The sequence below is a fragment of the Pseudomonas tremae genome, from assembly GCF_023278125.1.
Taxonomy (GTDB): domain Bacteria; phylum Pseudomonadota; class Gammaproteobacteria; order Pseudomonadales; family Pseudomonadaceae; genus Aquipseudomonas; species Aquipseudomonas tremae.
Map to the genome: position 1 here is coordinate 1,918,009 of NZ_CP066270.1, position 20,501 is coordinate 1,938,509.

Consider the following 20,501-nt stretch of genomic DNA (forward strand, 5'->3'; position numbering starts at 1 on the left):
TTCCAGTACAGAACCAGAATGCGGGCTTTGTGGGCCCGCAACGGGTTAGCGGCTAAGACAGGTAAAGTCGGTGGGTTTAAGCATGTGCACGATCACGCGAGTGACTGTGGAATTCGCTGGGCTTTGATTGCTGCCTTCCACGGGGTCGACGGTATAAGAGGCCTCCGCAAACCCGGTACAAATAAGGAGTGTATTAATCTGTGGGACCGTGAATACGTGGCCGTCCACAACATCGACTTCGTCGAGCTTGCGCGTCGTTATGTAAGTGGCCGCTTCAATGGGATTGTTGGAATCGTCGAATCCCTTGAACGTGAAGGTGATCTTCTGGCCCTCGGCAATGTTTACATACGGCGAAACTTTTACATCTGCACCGTTCGGGTTTTCATTAGGCCCCAGTACTCCGTTCGGAGTGAGATTGAAGGTGGGGCCGGTCAAACCGTCCTCGCCGCCGGGTTGCTCTTCTCGAGACCTTACTGTTACGGGCTGCGTCGGGCTAGTCATGCTATTCGGGTTTCCTGTACGCGTGGCAGTAAAGTAAACCGGGATGGCTTCACCGGTGCCTTGCAACTTCATAAGTTCGTTATCAATCGGAATGATCAGGTTTCTTGCTGCTGTAACGTCACTCGACCGTATTTGATACCACTGCGGTTTTACCTGATTACCCCAGTACAGATTCAGGTCGTCATTGATCTTGAAGCCGGTGTTCCAGACCACCACACCTCTACCGTTCAACTCGTAATCGTCTTCGTCGATGAAGTTGTCCTGAGTGTTCGGGTTTTGTACGCTCGTTCCCTGTACCGTCAGGCTGTTCAGTGGGTCGGGGAAAGGGAGTGTGGTAAAAACGTCGATATGGGCGTCGAGCGAAGTGCCGATCAATTCGCCATTGCGCAGCACTTCATAATGCACCGCAGTATTGCCTTGCGGCCCTTGAGCAATGGCCTCGAATGGCAACTTCAACGTTAAAAGAACTGCCTCGTTTTCGTCGCCAGGCGCCACGGAGACAGGGGTCAAGGGGTTATTGGCACCCCAGAACAGCTGAATACTATCAAGCGCTGCGGCGCCCGAATAATGAGGGATGTCGACCCGTACCCCCGCCTGAGCTTCCAGATAATCGACCAGTTCGCCGACGGCCTGATCAATAACAGGTGCCGGATAATTGGAGGGCAAGTCTTGCAGTCTCAGTTTTACGGGCACGGTATTCGACAGGATTGAAGGGTTGCCCGCACGGTCGATGACCTGATAACACACCTGCTTTTCGTCCTCCCCCAAAGATTGCAGAAATGCTCGTGTGAAAGTGACCGAGACTTTGTCCAGGCCCATATCGGTTTCGTTGACTACAGCGCTGGGACCCACGATATCTCCCCACCGTGTCAGAATGCGGTCGTGCTTGGCCATACCGGTGTAGCCAGCAATCTGTACATCAAGCTGACCTCCCAGTTGATCGAGCTCTGCGGCAGTCAGACCGTTCTGGATCTCGGCTGGAAACTGTATGGCGGCAAGTTCAGGGGCGCCTGGCGCTGTCCGGTCAATCTGAATCCGGAAAATGCCTGATTCCTGTTTTGTCTGGTTGATCGGGTTGACAACGAGGTAGGCGACATTGTGGAAACCCTCCAGCAACAGGTCGGACGGAATTTCCAGCTGCAGCGGATCGCCTGGTGCATGTGAGGGCAGAATCAGCTTTCGGGGGCCAATCGCTATGCCGTCAAACAGCAGTTGGTAAGTGTAATCAGGGCGCGCGGCTGGCCACACGACCAAGTCCACCGCCAACGGCTGAGACAGTTCAGCGACCGGTATGAGGCCTGGCGTGTCTTGATCATGAAACGCGGCGGCGATATCGGGAGGCGTCAATACAAGGTTCAAGTTTCGGTGCCTGTTGCCTGGCACCGCGACAGGGGTAGGCAGATAGCTATTCGAGCGAAATTCCATGGACATAACCTTCTTTAAAAACAATTTGTAGGAATATTCCTGCTTTTAACAATGTGGTATTGAATGAGCGTGCTGTAAGTAGCACTTGGCAAAGTAATCTTTGTTTTCTCAGTCACGATTGGACGTAATAGGCTTTTTCGTGAGTGGTCAAGTGGGGGTGTAAGTTTTATTTTTGAAAAGTTTGGTCCGGCCTTGATATAGAGTCACGCTGTAAGAACTTTCCTATCTCAATTTGGGAGCGTTCCTACGCTTTTGGTAGTGAGCAGATACAAAGTTGATTAATTAAGTGAGCTACCTTCGGTCCTCAATAACCGAGGAGATGGACGGTGTCTTTTAGAAAAAATAATGTCATTAATCCGCAGGGTGGTGCATTTCGGCTTGCCGTGATTGCATTCGGGGCTTTGGCTAACTTGCAGGCGTCGGCAGAGGTATCGGGCGATAAAACTGGTTCAGTGTTTGACCTCGACAATGTCATAACGGTGCTGCCGGACAGAGCGGGGACAAAGGCAACTGGCAGGCCGGGTGAAATCATTAATGTCGGTCCTGATACCCCCTTCGGTTCTCACTCTGTCGACGATCAGGGCGTTCTCAATATTGTCGGTGGGCGAGTAGACAGCGCGAAGGTAGATCGCTCTACGCTTAATATTGAGGCTGGCGTGGTGGAAAGCGGTATCACGCTGTACGATTCCGTGGGAAATCTTTCCAACGCTACAGTAAGAAACGCGACAGGTTCCGGCATCGTTATTGGTGGAGTGAGAAACTCCGTCAATCCTGGCTCCTCGGCATCGGCTCGTTCAAGCGACATATCGGGATCTGGCTATGGTATCGCAGCCGGGATATGGGGGACGTTGAGTATCTTCGATACCGATGTGTACGGGTTTGCGTCGCAAGGCAAAAATGGTCAGGGTATTTTGTCTTCTGGTGCGAATGTACTGATAGCGGAAGACAGTCATGTAACAGGCGACATGAATGGAATCCACCTTGTAGATGGATCTGAAGCCAAGCTCCTTATCGGAAACAAGTCCGTTACTGTGATCGATCGGTCGATCGTCGAAGGTCTGGCCGGCGCTGCTATCAGGGTCGACCAGCGCGTAGCACTCGACATCGAGGCCGATATCACTGTGCAAAACCATTCCGAGCTACTGGCCGGCAATGGCAATCTGCTAGAAGTGGCTGATCATAGTACCGTCAACTTCAACGTCGACAACAGCGTGCTCAGCGGCAACCTCGTTGCCGATGACACCAGCATCCTGAACGTCACCTTGCAGAACGGCGCGCAATTGTCCGGTGACATCATCAATGGCAGCACGCTGGCGATCAACTCCGGTGCTCAATGGCAGATGCAGGGTGACAACGCGGTCAAGTCGCTCTCCATGCAGGGTGGCAGCGTCGGGTTCAGCGAGGAGGGGTTCCATACCCTTTCTCTGAACGAGCTGTCCGGATCGGGCACATTCGGCATGCGGGTGGATCTGGACAATGGGGTGGGTGACCTCATCGACGTCAACGGTCAGGCCAGCGGGCAATTTGGATTGCGGGTGCGCAATACCGGGGTGGAGGTGTTATCGGCTGACATGCAGCCGCTCAAGGTGGTGCACACCGAGGGCGGCGATGCGCAATTCAGTCTGCTGGGCGGTCGGGTCGACCTCGGGGCCTATTCGTACCTGCTGGAACAGCAGGGCAATGACTGGTTCGTCGTTGGCAAAGACAAGGAGATAAGTCCCTCGACCCAGAGCGCTCTTGCTCTTTACAGCGCGGCACCTGCCATCTGGATGAACGAGCTTTCAACCCTGCGCTCGCGCATGGGCGAGGTTCGTGCCAGCGGCAAGGCCGGTGGCTGGATGCGCGCCTATGGCAATCGACTCAATGCGACGACCAGCGAGGGCGTCGATTACAAACAGACGCAAAGTGGTCTGTCGCTGGGTGCCGATGCGCCCGTAGACGTCGGCAGCGGACAGTTGCTGGTGGGTGTGCTGGGCGGCTACAGCACGTCTGGTCTGGACATGAGCCGAGGTACGAGCGGGAAAATCGACAGTTTCTATGCGGGTGCTTACGGCACCTGGCTGTCGGACGATGGTTACTATGTAGACGGCGTATTGAAGCTCAACCGCTTTCGCAACAAGGCGGACGTTGCCATGAGTGACGCGAGCAAATCCAAGGGCGACTACACCAATAACGGCGTGGGAGGCTGGGTGGAAGTCGGTCGCCATATCAAGCTGGCGGAGGACTACTTTCTTGAGCCGTTTGCGCAGGTCTCCGGTGTGGTGGTGCAGGGTCAGGATCTGCACCTTGATAACGGCATGAAGGCGAAGAGCGATCGAACTCAGTCGATACTGGGCAAGGTCGGTACGTCGCTGGGGCGTACGGTGGCGCTCAAGGATGGTGGGATGATACAGCCTTACGTACGTGCCGCCGTTGCGCAGGAGTTTTCCCGCCGTAACGAAGTCAAGGTCAATGACACGACGTTCGATAACAGCCTGTACGGCTCACGCGCCGAGTTGGGTGGCGGGGTGTCGGCTTCATTGTCCGAGCGTGTGCAATTGCATGCGGATCTCGGCTACATGAAAGGTCGGCATATCGAGCAACCCTGGGGCGCGAACGTGGGGCTGCGTATTGCGTTCTGATGGTTCGGTCTGAAGGCTGAATGGCACCAAAGCCCCCGGTGAGTGATCACCGGGGGTTTTCAGTTATGTGTCGAAGAACCTGCGATTGACAAGACGCTTGCGTTGCCGTTGTCTGGACGTAGCAGGCGCGGAGTAATTGACATTGACCCTTAGTACCGGCGAGGTGCCGATCAGTCGATTGTCACGATAAAGCTCGTAGTACAGGTCAACCAGGCCGAACTGAATGTAGGGCGTGAAGTTGTAGGAAACGCATAGCACGCGGACGATGCTGTCCTTGCCCACTCGATGAAACAGGGTTGTTGACGATAGATTTTTCCCCCAATAGAAACGGATTTCATCTCCCCAGCACATCTTCACCGAGCCGGGAATATGGATGGTGATACCTGCATAGGCCTGTTCTTCACTGATGGCTTCAGGATCGATACCAGGCAGCACGGGTGGCTTCATGGTGTCTGAAATGTCTGATGGAGCAGGGGCAAGCCCCGCCGCTTTATAGTCACCCTCTCGCGGTGGTGATTCTTGAGCAATACCCGCGTTTTTGGGGATTTTTTCTTGCAGGACGCGCGCAGTGACATCCGTGGATTGCTTCTTATCCATCGTACACTCTTTAATTGGCATTAATTTGAGTTGTTGTACTTGCACCGACAATCGCCAGTGCGAGAAATATTACAAGTCACTCAAGTGCTGAGGTCAAGTCGGTTGGAAGAGCAAAGGAAGAACAGGGTTTGGCGTTAGTAATGCAGTTACATTTGGTTTCATGTGGGCGTTAAATTATCGACTATTACGGCGGCGGTGCTGTAAATAAAGGGTGTTGCTGTACAAGGAGAGCCCGCTGAGGTTTTTTCTGCTATCTATATCTGTAGGACGGTTACTACAGAGAATTCTTACAAGTAGAAAAATATTGCATTTTGTCTAATATCCTACTTGTTCACAGGATGATTCACTCAAACTTATCATTGTTTTCCCTCACACATAACTGCAGGAGGCCTTCGGAGTTTTGAGCCAAAAATGTAGGTCGTGTAGCTCAAGCCTGCTTGGAGGTGTGCAGCGCAGCGCGTCAGCAGCTAGAGATCGCCTGCACAATCGATGATCCTGTCGCTGGTTCTGAGGTTATCGCTGTCCTGCTTAAACAGTATTTTGCGTGAGACAGCCATCCGGAATGGTCAGTGGGATTCGAGGTGCAAAAAACCAGGGTGTTGTGCAAACGCTCGTTGTATTTCTCCCGCTGACAAGTCAGGCGCCACAAGGCGCAGATCTGAAGTTCGCATCGGGTGATACTTGATAATTAAAAGTGGTAATACATAACTACCGCGTCTTGCCATGAAATCAGCTGATTGGAGTAAATATCTTATGCCGATACCGGTGTGGGCCCCTTGCGGTTGTTGGCGGTGCTAAATAATGCTCTGCGCAATGTGGGGCTTCATATATTAAAGAGCAGGCTGTGTACCTCAATAAAAAAGCCCCGACAGACCGAACTGGCGGGGCTTTGCGAGGCTAATCAAATCTCAGCGATTGAATCGTTCCACCAGCGAATATTGTGAGTTGGCAGTCGCAGTCAGCTCCCCGCTCAATACAGCCGAGCGGCGCGCCTCATCAGCTGTCGTGTCTGCCAGGCTGGCGATGGTCGCGATATTGCGGTTGATCTCTTCGGCCACAGCGCTCTGTTCTTCGGTGGCAGTAGCGATCTGGGTCGTCATGTCGGTGATATTGGCGACGGCTTCGCTGATGCCTACCAGCGCTTGATCCGCTTCCAGCACCCTGGCCACGCCTTCCTCGGCCTGACGTCGCCCAGCATCCATGGTCTGCACAGCGTCATTGGCGGTCTGCTGCAGCTTAGCGATCAGGCCGTGAATCTGCCCGGTGGATTCTGCGGTGCGTTGTGCCAATTGACGTACTTCGTCTGCCACCACCGCAAAGCCGCGACCCATTTCGCCGGCACGTGCCGCTTCGATGGCCGCGTTGAGTGCCAGCAGATTGGTTTGATCAGCGATACCTTTGATCACATCGACCACGCCACCGATTTCATCGCTGTCCTTGGCCAGTCGTGTGACGGTCAGGCCGGTTTCGCCCACTGAGGTGGAGAGGCGCTGAATGGCTTCGCGGGTCTCACCTGCGATGTCACGGCCACGGCGGGTCAGTTCATTGGCCTGCTGCGTGGCGTCGGCAGTACGATTCACATGGCCGGCAACTTCTTGCGTGGTGGCAGCCATCTGGTTGATGGCTGCTGCAACCTGCTCGGTCTCTACCCGCTGACGTTCCAGCCCGATCGAGCTGGCGTTGGCCAGTGAATTGGACTGGCGAGCCTGACTGTTCAGGTGTTCGGCAGTGTCCTGCAAGCGCGTCAGGCAGGTTTTCAGACGCGCTTCCTGGCTGAGGGTCGACATTTCAAGGCGCGCTTGCGGGCCACGGCTGTCGGTATACATCTGCGCAATCAGAGGGTCAGAGGTGGTCTGTTCGGCCAGACGCAACAGGCGTTTGATGCCACGCTGCTGCCAGGACAGCCCCAGCAGGCCCAAGGGCACTGACAATGCTGCTGCCAGGGCAAAACCCCAGGGGGAGTTGAGCCACGTGCCGATCAGAAAACTCAGTTGACTGACCAGAATGAACGGCAGCCAGTCCTGAAGGATCGGCAGCCATTTGTCGCGACCCGGGACGGCACTCTTGCCCTTGTTGATACGGGCGTAAAGCGCCTCGGCACGACGGACCTGTTCGGCCGTTGGCTTGACACGCACCGACTCGAAACCCACGACCTTGCGGTTTTCCAGTACCGGTGTCACATAAGCGTTGACCCAATAGTGGTCGCCGTTCTTGCAGCGGTTTTTGACGATGCCCATCCACGGCTGACCGGTCTTGAGCGTGGTCCACATGTGTTCGAACACAGCAGGCGGCACATCCGGGTGACGCACCGTGTTGTGGGCGGCACCCAGCAGCTCCGCCTCGCTATAGCCGCTTATATCGATAAAGGCATCATTGCAGTAAGTAATGGTGCCTCGGGTATCGGTGGTGGAGATCAGTCGCTGTTCGGCAGGGAATGTGCGCTCGCGTTGAGTGACGGGCTGGTTGTTGCGCATGGGAGTTCGATCCTTCGATCCTGAAGACGATGGCGTGTTATCGGCCGCATGGCCGATAAATTGAGTATTGCACGCCAAATGACCGATGAGTCAGTGCGGCAAAAGCAGGTCGCGGTGTGCCTGACACCGCGACCTTTTCTGCTCGCCGGGCTCTGCGCTATACCCTCAGGAAGCGATCAACTGGCGCAATACATAATGCAGGATACCTCCTGACTTGAAGTACTCCACCTCATTGAGCGTGTCGATGCGGCACAGTACGTCGGCGGTCTCCTTGCTGCCGTCTTCGCGTTCAATGTGCAAGGTCAGGCTCATGCCTGGCTGAACTTCCGCATTGGTCAGCCCGGTAATTTTCAATGTTTCCTTGCCGGTCAGGTCCAACGTCTTGCGGGTCTGCCCGTTCTTGAACTGCAATGGCAGTACGCCCATGCCCACCAGGTTCGAGCGGTGGATGCGTTCGAAACTTTCGGCAATGACGGCCTTGACGCCCAGCAGGTTGGTGCCTTTGGCGGCCCAGTCGCGGCTTGAGCCGGTGCCGTATTCCAGACCGGCGATTATCACCAGTGGGGTGCCTTCAGCCTGGTAGCGCATGGCGGCATCGTAGATCGCCAGTTTTTCACCGGACGGCACATGCACCGTGTTGCCGCCTTCCTCGCCGCCAAGCATTTCGTTGCGAATGCGAATATTGGCAAATGTCCCGCGCATCATCACTTCATGGTTGCCACGGCGTGAACCGTAAGAGTTGAAGTCCTGATACTGGACGCCTTTTTCCTGCAGATAGCGTCCCGCAGGGCTGTCTGCCTTGATGTTGCCGGCAGGGGAGATGTGGTCGGTGGTCACCGAGTCGCCCAGCAAGGCCAGGATACGCGCGTCTTGCACGTCTTCGATGACCGGCAATGGTCCGCCGATGTCTTCGAAGAACGGCGGATGCTGGATGTAGGTCGAGTCTTCCTGCCATACATACGTGGCAGCCTGCGGAACTTCGATGGCTTGCCATTGTTCGTCACCGGCGAAGACTTCCGCGTATTCCTTGTGAAACATCCCGGTGTTCACGTTGGCGACCGCATCGGCGATTTCCTGTTGAGTCGGCCAGATGTCACGCAAATACACCGGTTTGCCATCCGAGCCTTCACCGAGCGGTTCGCTGCTGATGTCGATGCTCACCGAACCGGCCAGCGCATAAGCAACAACGAGCGGCGGCGATGCCAGCCAGTTGGTCTTGACCAGCGGGTGGACACGTCCCTCGAAATTGCGATTGCCGGACAGCACCGAGGCGACGGTGAGGTCAGATTGCTGGATGGCTTTTTCGATAGGCTCCAGCAATGGCCCGGAGTTGCCGATGCAGGTGGTGCAGCCGTAACCCACCAGGTCGAAGCCCAGGGCGTCAAGGTATTGGGTCAGACCCGCTGCTTCATAGTAGTCGGTGACGACTTTGGAGCCGGGCGCCAGTGAACTTTTCACCCATGGTTTGTGTTGCAGGCCTTTTTCGACCGCTTTTTTCGCGACCAGCCCGGCCGCCATCATGACGCTGGGGTTGGAGGTGTTGGTGCATGATGTGATCGCTGCAATCACCACCGCGCCGTCCTTCAGGTGATAGGTCTGCCCATTGTAATCGTAGGGCGTCCCAGCATTGATCTGCGCCTCGTTACCTACCGCGACACCGCCGCCACCTTCGCTTTCCAGACGGCCTTCTTCCGTCTTCGCGGGCTTGACCTGCAGGCCAAGGAAGTCGCTGAAGGCCTTGGCGACATTCGGCAGTGCTACGCGGTCCTGTGGGCGTTTCGGTCCGGCGAGGCTGGCCTCAACTGTGCCCATGTCCAGTTCAAGACTGTCCGTGAACACAGGTTCCTGACCTGGCTGGCGCCAAAGGCCTTGAGCCTTGCAGTAGGCTTCGACCAGCTTCACAGTCTCGTCGGGACGACCGGACAGGCGCAGGTAATCGAGCGTCACTTCATCGACCGGGAAAAAACCGCAGGTTGCACCGTACTCCGGTGCCATGTTGGCGATGGTTGCGCGGTCTGCGAGTGGCAGGTCAGCCAGCCCGTCGCCGTAGAATTCGACAAACTTGCCGACCACGCCTTTCTTGCGCAGCATCTGCGTCACGGTCAGGACCAGGTCGGTAGCAGTAATGCCTTCCTTCAATTTGCCGGTCAGTTTGAAGCCGATGACTTCCGGGATCAGCATCGACACCGGTTGGCCGAGCATTGCCGCTTCGGCTTCGATGCCGCCCACGCCCCAGCCCAGTACGCCCAGGCCATTGATCATGGTGGTGTGGGAGTCGGTGCCGACCAGGGTGTCGGGGAATGCGTAGGTACGGCCGTCTTCTTCTTTGGTCCAGACAGTGCGGCCCAGGTACTCCAGGTTCACCTGATGGCAAATACCCGTGCCAGGCGGCACCACACTGAAGTTGTCAAAAGCGCTCTGGCCCCAGCGCAGGAACGCGTAGCGCTCACCATTGCGCTGCATCTCGATGTCGACGTTCTGTTCGAACGCCGAGGAATTGCCGAACTTGTCGACCATCACCGAGTGGTCGATCACCAGATCGACCGGTGACAGCGGATTAATCCGCTGCGGATCGCCACCAGCCTTGGCCATTGCAGCGCGCATGGCGGCCAGATCGACCACAGCGGGTACGCCGGTAAAGTCCTGCATCAGAACGCGGGCAGGGCGGTATTGGATTTCACGGTCCGAGCGGCGCTCGGTCAACCAGTCGGCGATGGCCTTTAGGTCGTTGCCGGTGACGGTTTTGTTGTCTTCCCAGCGCAGCAGGTTTTCCAGCAGTACCTTGAGCGACATGGGCAGCTTGTCCAGATTGCCGAGTGATCGGGCAGCGTCGGGCAGGCTGAAATAGTGGTAAGTCTTGTTGTCGATTTCGAGCGTTTTCAGGCTCTTCAGGCTATCGAGGGAGGGCATTAATGTCTCCTTTTGGGATGATATCTGCAGGTCGGATCACAGGGCTCGGTGTGCATCAGGTCAAGAGCGCCGAATCAGGCTTCAGGTTCTGTGGACTGTCTGGCCGCGCCAGTGGTTCCTGATTGGGCTATCATGCGCGGCTTTCAAGTCTGCGGGGTTACGCCCGAGCGCCCGTTGCCCAGGAGTGACCCATGAATACGCTGTTTATGCATTGCAGGCCCGGCTTTGAAGGCGAAGTCTGTTCGGAGATAGCCGAACACGCGGCGCGTCTGGACGTCGCCGGGTATGCCAAGGCGCGCCCCGATACAGCATGCGCCGAGTTCATATGCACCGAAGCGGACGGCGCCGAACGGTTGATGAATGGCCAGCGTTTCGACAAGCTGATCTTTCCTCGGCAATGGGCGCGCGGTGTGTTTCTGGATTTGCCGGAATCTGACCGGATCAGCGTCATCCTTGCTCAGCTGGCAGCGTTTCCGGTCTGCGGCAGCATGTGGCTGGAGGTGGTGGACACCAATGACGGCAAGGAGCTGTCGAATTTCTGCAAGAAGTTCGAAGCGCCGTTGCGCAAAGCCCTGACCCAGGCTGGCAAGCTGGTCGAAGACCCACGCAGGCCGCGCCTTTTGCTGACCTTCAAGAGTGGCCGCGAGGTATTTCTCGGCCTGGCCGAAGCTGACAATTCGGCGATGTGGCCGATGGGCATTCCGCGCTTGAAGTTTCCCCGCGAGGCACCGAGCCGCTCGACCCTCAAGCTCGAAGAGGCGTGGCACCATTTCATCCCTCGGGATCAGTGGGACGAGCGTCTGTCCGGTGACATGACCGGCGTGGACCTGGGAGCTGCTCCCGGTGGCTGGACCTATCAACTGGTGCGTCGCGGGATGCTGGTGACGGCCATCGACAACGGCCCGATGGCCGAAAGCCTGATGGACACCGGGCTGGTGCAACACCTGATGGCCGACGGTTTTACCTACAAGCCTCGCCAGCCGGTGGACTGGATGGTCTGCGACATTGTCGAAAAACCTGCGCGCAATGCCGCCCTGCTGGAAACCTGGCTGGGTGAAGGACTGTGTCGCGAAGCCGTGGTCAACCTCAAGCTGCCGATGAAACAGCGTTACGCTGAAGTGCGCCGCCTGCTCGACCGTATCGAAGAGGGCTTTCAGGCGCGCGGCGTCAGGGTATCGATCGGCTGCAAACAGCTCTATCACGACCGTGAAGAAGTCACCTGCCACCTGAGAAGGCTGGATGTGCCCAAATCGGCGCGCAAGTGAGGCAAGCTGACGCTTATCGTGCCTGGTGAATTGAGCGACAATAGTGACCCGTTGCTGGAGAGCCCCATGTCTGAACCCATCGAAAGTCTCGCCGTTGACTCCGTTCTGGATGCCACCGGGCTGAACTGCCCGGAACCGGTGATGATGTTGCACCAAAAGGTCCGCGACCTGCCTGCGGGCGGTTTGCTCAAGGTCATCGCGACCGATCCGTCCACACGTCGCGACATCCCCAAGTTTTGTGTATTCCTGGGTCATGAGCTGGTTGCGGAGCAGACCGGGGAAGGAACGTTTCTGTACTGGATTCGCAAGAAAGCCGACTGATTGCCCTATCGCTGCAACCCGCGCCTGTTCACGACGCGCCTGTCCATACGATGGACAGGTCCATGTTCGCCAGACCCAGAGAGTCTTCCATGCGCATTGTTGCCGACGAAAATATCCCGCTGCTTGACGCCTTTTTTGCCGGGTTCGGTGAAATCCAGCGCTTGCCTGGCCGCGCTATCGACCGCGCAGCAGTCGCCGAGGCCGATATCCTGCTGGTGCGCTCCGTGACACCGGTGACCCGCGAAATGCTTGAAGGCAGCCCGGTGCGTTTTATCGGTACCTGCACGATTGGCACCGATCACCTGGACCTAGAGTATTTCGCGGAAGCCGGAATCCAGTGGGCCAGCGCACCGGGTTGCAATGCGCGTGGCGTGGTGGATTACGTACTGGGCAGCCTGTTGACCCTGGCGGAAATAGAAGGCGTCGACCTCAGGCAGCGTACCTATGGCGTGGTGGGAGCAGGGCAGGTGGGTGGGCGTCTGATCGCCGTCCTGAAAGCGCTGGGCTGGAATGTCCTGGTCTGCGATCCCCCGCGTCAGGCCGCCGAAGGAGGCGATTTCGTCAGCCTTGATGAAGTCCTGCAACGCTGTGATGTCATCAGCCTGCACACGCCCTTGAGCAAGACCGGGGAGCTAGCAACCTGGCACCTGCTCGACGACACGCGTCTGCGCCAGTTAAGGCAGGGCACGTGGCTGATCAATGCCAGCCGGGGCGCGGTGGTAGATAACGCCGCATTACATGATGTCCTGCTCGAGCGGGAAGACTTGCAGGCCGTGCTGGATGTATGGGAGGGCGAGCCGCAGGTCAACGTTGCGCTGGCCGACCTGTGTGTACTTGGAACGCCGCACATCGCCGGTTACAGCCTTGATGGCCGACAGCGCGGTACAGCGCAGATTTACCACGCGCTGTGCACGTTTCTTGAGCAGCCGCCGCTGATCAGTCTTGACGATCTACTGCCGGCACCCTGGCTGGCGCAGGTCAGCCTTGCCGCCGCAACCGAGCCGCTGTGGGCACTGAACATGTTGTGTCGTGGTGTTTATGATCCGCGCCGCGACGATGCAGACTTCCGTCGCAGCCTGACCGGCAATATTCCCAGTCAGCGCCTGGCATTTGATGCGCTGCGCAAACACTACCCGCCCCGCCGAGAGATCGAGGGTTTGCAGGTCAGGCTGGAAGGCGAGTCCGCGGCCCTTGCGCAGATAGTGCGAGCGCTGGGGGCAGTGCTGGTCTGATTGGCCGAAGCGTATTCCGGGTTTTTACGGACATAAAAAACCCGACTTTACCGTCGGGTTTCAATGCATTCGGCAGGATCAGGTCTTATTTTTCCGGAGTTACCCAGTTCTTGTCGCATTCCTGGCAAGCAGCCTGAACCATTTCTTCAGTGATCACGACTTCTCGCCCGTGCTGGTCAAGAACGGCACCGCCAACAGGCAGGTCGGGCGTGGCTCGAACGACCGGGACTTCTTTGCTGTGCTCTTGCAGGCTCATGGTTTTCTCCTTTCATCAGGTAACGGCGTTAAGTTAACCGCGCTTGATGACCGGTCCGTGACAGGTACTGTCAGCCTTTCAAACGCGATACCAGTGCAACAGATTTGTTCTGAATCTGCCAGCAGGCCTTTAGATCAATCACTTGTAGCCTGCTCTGTAAAGCAGTCATAACCAGACCTTGGCATCCCGCCGCAAGTTCACTCTGAATGGCGCGCAGCGCTGTGTGTCGGACAGGTGTAGGCTTCGCAGTTCAGACATTTCGGGCAGACAGGCAGGTTCACTCTCCATGATTTCACTGATTTCCCGACGTCAGCGCCAGGCAATTCGCCTGGCCGCGAGTTTTATTGCCCCTTATCGCTGGCAAGTGCTGGGCGCTTTGCTGGCGCTGGTCGTGACCGCTGGCATCACACTGTCGATCGGGCAGGGCATCAAGTTGATGATCGATCAGGGGTTCATGACCCGTTCAGCGCAATTGCTCGAGCGTTCGATAGGGTTTTTCATGCTGCTCACGGTCGGCTTGGCGATCGGAACCTTTACCCGTTTCTATCTGGTGTCATGGATTGGTGAGCGCGTCGTTGCAGACCTCCGCAAGAAAGTGTTCGACCACTTGATCGAGCTACATCCCGGCTTTTATGAAAACAATCGCAGTTCGGAAATCCAGTCGCGATTGACCGCCGATACGACTTTGCTGCAATCGGTGATCGGCTCATCGCTGTCGATGTTTCTGCGTAACGCGTTGATGGTCATTGGCGGGATCGTGTTGTTGTTCATCACCAACCCCAAACTCACCAGCATTGTGATGGTGGCCTTGCCATTGATCATTGCGCCGATCCTCATGTTCGGGCGGCGGGTGCGCAATCTCTCGCGTGAGAGCCAGGACCGGGTCGCCAATGTAGGCAGCTACGTGGCTGAAGCGCTCGGGCAGATAAAGACGGTTCAGGCGTACAACCATCAGCAACAGGACAGACAGCGTTTTTCCCACACGGTCGAGCAGGCGTTCGAAACCGCCCGCAAGCGGATTCTGCAACGCTCCTGGCTGATTACACTGGTGATCGTTCTGGTGCTGGGTGCGGTGGCCGTGATGTTGTGGGTGGGCGGCATGGACGTGATCAGCGGCCGCATCTCCAGCGGTGAACTGGCAGCGTTTGTGTTTTATGCACTGGTAGTGGGAATGGCGTTCGGCACATTAAGCGAAGTGATCGGTGAGCTGCAGCGTGCAGCCGGTGCTGCCGAGAGGATCGGCGAACTGCTCCAGGCCCGCAGCGAGATCAGTGCGCCGGCCACTGGGCTGCTGAATCTGCCGCAGCGTATCAGCGGGAGGCTGGCGCTGGAAAACGTCAGTTTTGCCTATCCCTCGCGTCCTGAACGTAATGCGGTCGATAACCTGACCCTTTCCGTGGAGCCTGGAGAAACCCTGGCGCTGGTCGGCCCCTCCGGTGCGGGCAAATCGACGATTTTCGATCTGCTGCTGCGTTTTTACGATCCTGGACACGGGCGCATTCTTGTCGAAGGGGTGCCTGCTACGCAGCTTGATCCGCACGATTTGCGTCGCTGTTTTGCGTTGGTTTCGCAAACCCCCGCGCTGTTTTTTGGCAGCGTTGAGGACAACATTCGTTATGGCAACGTCAACGCCAGTTTCGAACAGGTTCAGGCTGCGGCACGTATTGCTCATGCTCACGAGTTCATTCTGGAGATGGCCGACGGTTATCGTACCCACTTGGGCGAGGGCGGGCTGGGCCTGTCCGGCGGGCAGCGGCAACGTCTGGCAATCGCCCGGGCATTGCTGGTCGATGCGCCTGTTCTGTTGCTGGACGAAGCGACCAGCGCACTGGACGCGCACAGCGAGCATCTGATTCAGCAGGCGTTGCCCAGTCTGATGCAGGGTCGTACCACGCTGGTGATCGCCCATCGGCTGGCGACGGTGCAGAATGCCGACCGGATTGCGGTCATGGACCAAGGGCGGTTGGTCGCCGTCGGTACTCATCAACAGCTGATTGCCAGCAATCCGCTGTACGCGCGTCTGGCAGCCCTGCAGTTCAATGCGGCCGCTGAATAAGCGCGGGAGGTCCACCTCCCGATTCATCGGGGTCAGCGGTATTCGCACAGATAAGCAGTGTCGACACTGACCTTGAGCTGGAACTTGCTGTTGGCCGGCACATTGAACTGACTGCCGGTCGCGAAAGTTTCCCAATCAGTGCTGTCCGGGAGTTTTACCTGCAACTCGCCCGACACCACGTGCATGATTTCCCGTTGCGCCGTACCGAACTCGTATTCGCCCGCTGCCATTACACCGATGGTTGCCTGACCGTCAACCTGGCTGAAGGCGATGGATTTGACGGTGCCGTCGAAGTATTCGTTGACCTTGAACATGGGCGATTCCTTATGAAGGGCTGTGAGTGGCTCGCCAGTATGCCCAACACGCCAAACCCCGTCACGCCCTGTTAAGGACGTGTTTTGCAAGAGCGCATCAATAATATGCGTGCAAGGGCTCGGGCTATTATGCCGTCACACTCAGTTGGGCATGATCAGCGGTAAAAGCCGTGCCGTGTTCCGGGCATCGACCAGCGCTCGGTGTTGCTGCCCTGTGAACTGCATGCCCGCCAGTTGCAAAGCGCTGTTCAGCCCCAGCGGTTTTTGCAACTGGCGAGCCTGGGCAAAACGCTGTTTGAGATTGACATGCGGCATGCTCGACAGCGCGCTGTCGAGTTGGTGATGACGCCATTCCTCTTCCAGTTGCTGACGGTCATAGTCACCCCAGCTGGCCCAGCCCAGCACCCGCGCACGGTGATGACTCAGCCAACGCTCGAACTGAGGCCATACCGTCGTCAGCGGTGCAGCGCTGTCGATATTGCTCTGGCTGATGTGAGTCAATTGGCGGCAAAAGTGAGTCAGCAACGGCCTGCGTACAGGGCGCACGAAACGTTCGAAATGGTCCAGTTCGCGCCCGTCCTGATTGACGAGCGTTGCGCCTATCTCGATGACTTCCATTTCTGCGACTGGCCAGCCACCTTCTTCGGTTGTCGCTTCCAGATCAATCACCAGCCAATGCGGCATCATCAAGCTCCGTTTTGATATTCAATGGCTTCAGCGTAACTACATTAGCCGATGCCAGCCCCTTATGTCCTACGGTTCACTGTGCATTCGGCCGTCGCTCTACAATGACCGCCCTTTATTGCAAAGGTGCGGCCTGTTATTCGCTACGCACTGGCCGCCCTCTGCACAAGGGTATTGGCGCCGTTGATTTGACAGTTGTCTAAATCAAAGAAACCGCATAGCGTGGGCGGCTTTGATTGATGCCGTGTTTTATGAAAAGACTCGCAGTGGTAATTGATAGTGTCGTGCGCACTGCCGTGGCGGGGGCGTTAGTGCTTATTCCGCTGATGGTGGCGCCGTCGGCCGTTGCTGCGCAGTTGGTGCGGGTTGCGGCAGTGCATTTTCCTCCGTACATGGTGCGTCCCGAGAAAGGCGAAGACACTGGGCTGTTGCCCAAACTGATCAATGCCCTGAACGCCGAGCAGAACGATTATGAATTCGTGATGATCCCGACGTCGGTGCCCCGACGCTTTCGTGACTTCAGTGAGGGTCGTTTCGATATTGCGATGTTCGAGAACCCCGAGTGGGGCTGGAAAGACATTCCTCACGACACGGTCGACCTTGGGCTTGAAGACGCTGAAGTGTATGTGGCGCGGCAGGTTGAAGGGCGTCAGCAGGATTACTTCGATACATTGTCCGACAAACGCCTGGCGTTGTTCAGTGGTTATCATTATGGATTTGCCAACTTCAATGCCGATCAGAAATACCTGAGCGAACACTTCGACATGACGTCGACTTACTCTCATGACAGCAACTTGCTGATGGTGGTCCGTGGACGCGCGGACGTGGCGCCTGTTACCCGTTCCTATCTGATCGACTTCATGTCCAATCACCCGAGTGAAGCCTCGCACCTGATGGTTTCCGAACGGGTCGATCAGGTTTACCGGCAATATGCATTGCTGCGCCCAGGCGGCAATATCGACGTGCCACACTTCACCCGCTTGCTGGACAACTTGCGCAGTGGAGGGGAGTTGGCAACGATCTTCCAACCGTTGCACATCAAGGTGCTGCCAGTCAGCATAGCCCCGCCCGAAAAATAACGGGCGGTGTATCAGCCTGCCGACCCAACCTTCTTAACGATCCTTGGCGTCTTTGGCGTCCATTTCTGCATTGCGCTCATGCACACGCTTGAGCTGTTCTTCGCTGAGGGGCAGTTTCTTGGCTGTGTCGCGCAGCATCATCAGACCGCCGACAATCGAGCCAATGGCTACAAGCAAAATTAACCAGGCATACCAGGGCATAGCGCTCTCCTTGTTGTGATACCGGTTTGAGCGGCGATGCTGCTCAATGGTTCAAGTGTACGCGCCATGAACGGGTCGCGTGCAAGGCCGATTGCACGTGACCCGGAGGAGACGTGTTACCGGCCGGTCAGCATTGCATCGGCCGGCGCATCAGCGCGCGATTTGGCGGTCAGGCTGAAATAGATGAAGCCGATCGCCATAAGCCCCAGGAAGATCAGGCCGATGAGCATGTTGAACCAGGCCATTGCCACCAGACACACCACTGCCAGCGCCAGCGCAATGCCAGGCACCACCGGGTAGCCCGGCGCGCGGAAGGTGCGCTCCAGGTGCGGCTCGGTCTTGCGCAGTTTGAACAGGCTGAGCATGCTCATGATGTACATCACGATCGCGCCGAACACAGCCATGGTGATCATGGCTGCGGTGAGGGTCATGCCGCTCAGGTTGATCAGGCCGTCACTGTAGATAGCTGCGATACCGATCAGGCCACCGGCGATGATCGCCCGGTGCGGTGTCTGAAAGCGTGACAGTTTTGCCAGCGAGGCATGCAGATAGCCGGCACGGGCCAGTGCGAAGAACTGACGTGAATAACCCATGATGATCCCGTGGAAGCTGGCCACCAGGCCGAACAGACCGATCCATACCAGCATGTGCAACCAGCCGGAGCTGTCCCCGACAACCGCTTTCATGGCCTGCGGGAGCGGGTCGTTGATATTGGCCAGGGTGCGCCAGTCGCCTACGCCGCCGGCAAACAACATGACGCCGATGGCCAGCACCACCAGGGTGATGATCCCACTGATGTAGGCTTTGGGGATGGTACGTTTCGGGTCCTTGGCTTCTTCGGCGGCCATGGCTGCGCCTTCGATGGCGAGGAAAAACCAGATGGCAAACGGAATGGCGGCGAACATGCCGGCGATGGCTTCGGGCCCGAACGTCTGCGAACCGGCCCATCCGTTGAGAGCGAAGTTGCTGAAACTGAAGGCTGGCGCTACCACCCCCATGAACACCAGCAATTCGGCCACAGCGAGGATGCACACCACCAGCTCGAAAGTCGCGGCCAGTTTCACGCCCACGATATTGAGCGCCATGAATACGATGTAGGCACCGACGGCAGCGTGCCTGGGGTCCAGGCCCGGATACTGCACGTTGAGGTAGGCACCGATGGCCATGGCAATGGCCGGTGGTGCGAATACAAATTCAATCAGCGTTGCCATGCCGGCGATCAATCCGCCTTTTTCTCCGAAGGCGCGACGGCTATAGGCAAAGGGTCCACCTGCGTGCGGGATGGCGGTGGTCAGTTCGGTAAAACTGAAAATGAAACAGGTGTACATGGTTGCAACCATCAGGGCTGTTACCAAAAAGCCCAATGTTCCGGCCACCCCCCAGCCATAACTCCAGCCGAAATATTCGCCGGAAATCACCAGCCCGACAGCAATCCCCCATAAATGAATCGTGCCTAGCGTTGGCTTGAGTTGCGTACTCATTGTTGTCTCCCTGAGGTTCTGTAATCGTTGAAACATCCTGTTGCAGAGGCCGTGCCAGTGCATAGGAATCCGTCGTATTGCCTCAAAAAAGGTCGTTTGCAGACCGTCAGGGTCAATTGATGTGACCTGCTGAGTGGATTTGGTGCAGGTCTGCGCGAGTGTGTTCGCTGCAAGTGCAGGTAGTAGCAAGGCTGTTTTGCGCGCATCGGCGATGGATGACGATCTACGGGTCCCCGTCCGCTTGCAGCTTCGGCTACAATGCGCGCCGATTTCGACTTACCTGAGACCACGCTCATGTCCGCCTGCCAGACTCCTGTCATCGTCGCCCTGGATTTCCCGACCCGTGAAGCTGCCCTGCGCTTGGCTGATCAGCTCGATCCCACGCTGTGTCGGGTCAAGGTCGGCAAGGAGTTGTTCACCAGCTGCGCATCGGACATTGTCGAGACCCTGCGTGACAAGGGCTTCGAAGTGTTTCTGGACCTCAAATTCCACGACATTCCCAACACCACGGCCATGGCAGTCAAGGCTGCTGCCGAGATGGGCGTGTGGATGGTGAACGTGCATTGTTCCGGCGGCCTGCGCATGATGGCAGCCTGCCGAGAGGTGCTGACTCAGCGTACCGGACCTCAACCTTTGCTGATCGGCGTGACAGTGCTGACCAGTATGGAGCGTGAGGACCTTGCCGGTATCGGTCTGGATATCGATCCGCAGGTGCAGGTATTGCGCTTGGCAGCGTTGGCCGAGAAGGCCGGTATGGACGGTCTGGTCTGTTCGGCACTCGAGGCCCAGGCGCTTAAAGCAGCGCATCCGTCGCTGCAACTGGTAACCCCCGGCATTCGCCCGGCGGGCAGTGCACAAGATGATCAGCGCCGCATTCTGACCCCGCGTCAGGCGCTCGATGCAGGCTCTGACTACCTGGTTATCGGCCGCCCGATCAGCCAGGCGGCAGACCCGGCCAAGGCGCTGGCTGCAGTGGTTGCAGAGCTGGCGTAAACATGCCCTGCGCAGGGTGAGGGCGCCCCGGCGGCGCCCGTTCTGCTCTCACGCTTTACAGGCAAGAGCAGCCGGGTGCGCGACGCGGAGC

At 57.3% G+C, this 20,501-nt stretch carries 16 protein-coding genes; 7 read left to right on the forward strand and 9 right to left on the reverse strand.

What is annotated here, in order from left to right:
- Positions 1 to 45: 45 nt before the first annotated feature.
- Positions 46 to 1,926, reverse strand: a complete 1,881-nt coding sequence (locus tag I9H09_RS08900) for a hypothetical protein (protein WP_122323599.1) — start codon at positions 1,924 to 1,926, stop codon at positions 46 to 48.
- A gap of 326 nt (positions 1,927 to 2,252) precedes the next feature.
- Here I9H09_RS08900 and I9H09_RS08905 point away from each other — a divergent pair, with 326 nt between their 5' ends.
- Positions 2,253 to 4,547: an autotransporter family protein gene (locus I9H09_RS08905; protein ID WP_221033512.1), complete on the forward strand. Its 2,295-nt coding sequence runs from the start codon at positions 2,253 to 2,255 to the stop codon at positions 4,545 to 4,547.
- Positions 4,548 to 4,610: 63 nt separating this feature from the next.
- On the opposite strand, the gene I9H09_RS08910 is transcribed toward I9H09_RS08905, so the two are convergent.
- The 3 genes from I9H09_RS08910 to acnA all read right to left on the reverse strand — a co-directional run bounded on the left by I9H09_RS08910 (position 4,611) and on the right by acnA (position 10,528).
- A complete protein-coding gene (locus tag I9H09_RS08910; RefSeq protein ID WP_053480636.1) occupies positions 4,611 to 5,144 on the reverse strand; it encodes a hypothetical protein in 534 nt (177 codons plus the stop codon).
- Positions 5,145 to 6,052: 908 nt separating this feature from the next.
- Complete coding sequence (locus I9H09_RS08915; RefSeq protein ID WP_122312734.1) at positions 6,053 to 7,618, reverse strand: methyl-accepting chemotaxis protein; 1,566 nt, start codon at positions 7,616 to 7,618, stop codon at positions 6,053 to 6,055.
- Between the two features lie 165 nt (positions 7,619 to 7,783).
- Complete coding sequence (gene acnA, locus I9H09_RS08920) at positions 7,784 to 10,528, reverse strand: aconitate hydratase AcnA (protein ID WP_122347205.1); 2,745 nt, start codon at positions 10,526 to 10,528, stop codon at positions 7,784 to 7,786.
- Positions 10,529 to 10,719: 191 nt separating this feature from the next.
- Between acnA and rlmM the strand changes: the two genes are divergently transcribed.
- The 3 genes from rlmM (at position 10,720) to pdxB (ending at position 13,346) form a co-directional block, all read left to right on the forward strand.
- The gene (rlmM, locus tag I9H09_RS08925; protein WP_053480633.1) at positions 10,720 to 11,793 is read left to right on the forward strand and encodes a 23S rRNA (cytidine(2498)-2'-O)-methyltransferase RlmM; all 1,074 of its coding nucleotides are present in this window, start codon (positions 10,720 to 10,722) and stop codon (positions 11,791 to 11,793) included.
- Between the two features lie 66 nt (positions 11,794 to 11,859).
- Positions 11,860 to 12,114, forward strand: coding sequence for a sulfurtransferase TusA (gene tusA, locus I9H09_RS08930; RefSeq protein ID WP_005887451.1), 255 nt, complete (start codon positions 11,860 to 11,862; stop codon positions 12,112 to 12,114).
- 89 nt (positions 12,115 to 12,203) lie between these two features.
- Positions 12,204 to 13,346, forward strand: coding sequence for a 4-phosphoerythronate dehydrogenase PdxB (gene pdxB, locus I9H09_RS08935; protein ID WP_122347204.1), 1,143 nt, complete (start codon positions 12,204 to 12,206; stop codon positions 13,344 to 13,346).
- A gap of 85 nt (positions 13,347 to 13,431) precedes the next feature.
- Here pdxB and I9H09_RS08940 read toward each other — a convergent pair whose 3' ends face one another.
- A complete protein-coding gene (locus I9H09_RS08940; RefSeq protein ID WP_005887456.1) occupies positions 13,432 to 13,602 on the reverse strand; it encodes a PA1571 family protein in 171 nt (56 codons plus the stop codon).
- Positions 13,603 to 13,888: 286 nt separating this feature from the next.
- On the opposite strand from I9H09_RS08940, the gene I9H09_RS08945 reads away from it, so the two are divergent.
- Positions 13,889 to 15,658, forward strand: coding sequence for an ABC transporter transmembrane domain-containing protein (locus I9H09_RS08945; RefSeq protein WP_024670707.1), 1,770 nt, complete (start codon positions 13,889 to 13,891; stop codon positions 15,656 to 15,658).
- Between the two features lie 32 nt (positions 15,659 to 15,690).
- Here the strand turns inward: I9H09_RS08945 and ppnP are convergent, their stop codons facing one another.
- Together ppnP and I9H09_RS08955 are read right to left on the reverse strand one after the other, a co-directional pair.
- On the reverse strand, positions 15,691 to 15,972 hold the full coding sequence (gene ppnP / locus I9H09_RS08950; RefSeq protein ID WP_005887461.1) for a pyrimidine/purine nucleoside phosphorylase: 282 nt from the start codon (positions 15,970 to 15,972) through the stop codon (positions 15,691 to 15,693).
- A gap of 141 nt (positions 15,973 to 16,113) precedes the next feature.
- Positions 16,114 to 16,656 (reverse strand): 3'-5' exonuclease, encoded by a 543-nt coding sequence (locus tag I9H09_RS08955; protein ID WP_005887464.1) that lies wholly within the window; start codon positions 16,654 to 16,656, stop codon positions 16,114 to 16,116.
- Positions 16,657 to 16,895: 239 nt separating this feature from the next.
- Between I9H09_RS08955 and I9H09_RS08960 the strand changes: the two genes are divergently transcribed.
- Positions 16,896 to 17,735, forward strand: a complete 840-nt coding sequence (locus I9H09_RS08960) for a substrate-binding periplasmic protein (protein WP_122312732.1) — start codon at positions 16,896 to 16,898, stop codon at positions 17,733 to 17,735.
- A gap of 33 nt (positions 17,736 to 17,768) precedes the next feature.
- Here the strand turns inward: I9H09_RS08960 and I9H09_RS08965 are convergent, their stop codons facing one another.
- Both I9H09_RS08965 and eat read right to left on the reverse strand, forming a co-directional pair.
- On the reverse strand, positions 17,769 to 17,936 hold the full coding sequence (locus I9H09_RS08965) for a DUF2897 family protein (RefSeq protein ID WP_005887468.1): 168 nt from the start codon (positions 17,934 to 17,936) through the stop codon (positions 17,769 to 17,771).
- 116 nt (positions 17,937 to 18,052) lie between these two features.
- Positions 18,053 to 19,417: an ethanolamine permease gene (eat, locus tag I9H09_RS08970; protein ID WP_122347203.1), complete on the reverse strand. Its 1,365-nt coding sequence runs from the start codon at positions 19,415 to 19,417 to the stop codon at positions 18,053 to 18,055.
- A gap of 294 nt (positions 19,418 to 19,711) precedes the next feature.
- On the opposite strand from eat, the gene pyrF reads away from it, so the two are divergent.
- Positions 19,712 to 20,410, forward strand: a complete 699-nt coding sequence (gene pyrF / locus I9H09_RS08975) for an orotidine-5'-phosphate decarboxylase (RefSeq protein WP_024670705.1) — start codon at positions 19,712 to 19,714, stop codon at positions 20,408 to 20,410.
- Positions 20,411 to 20,501 lie beyond the last annotated feature (91 nt).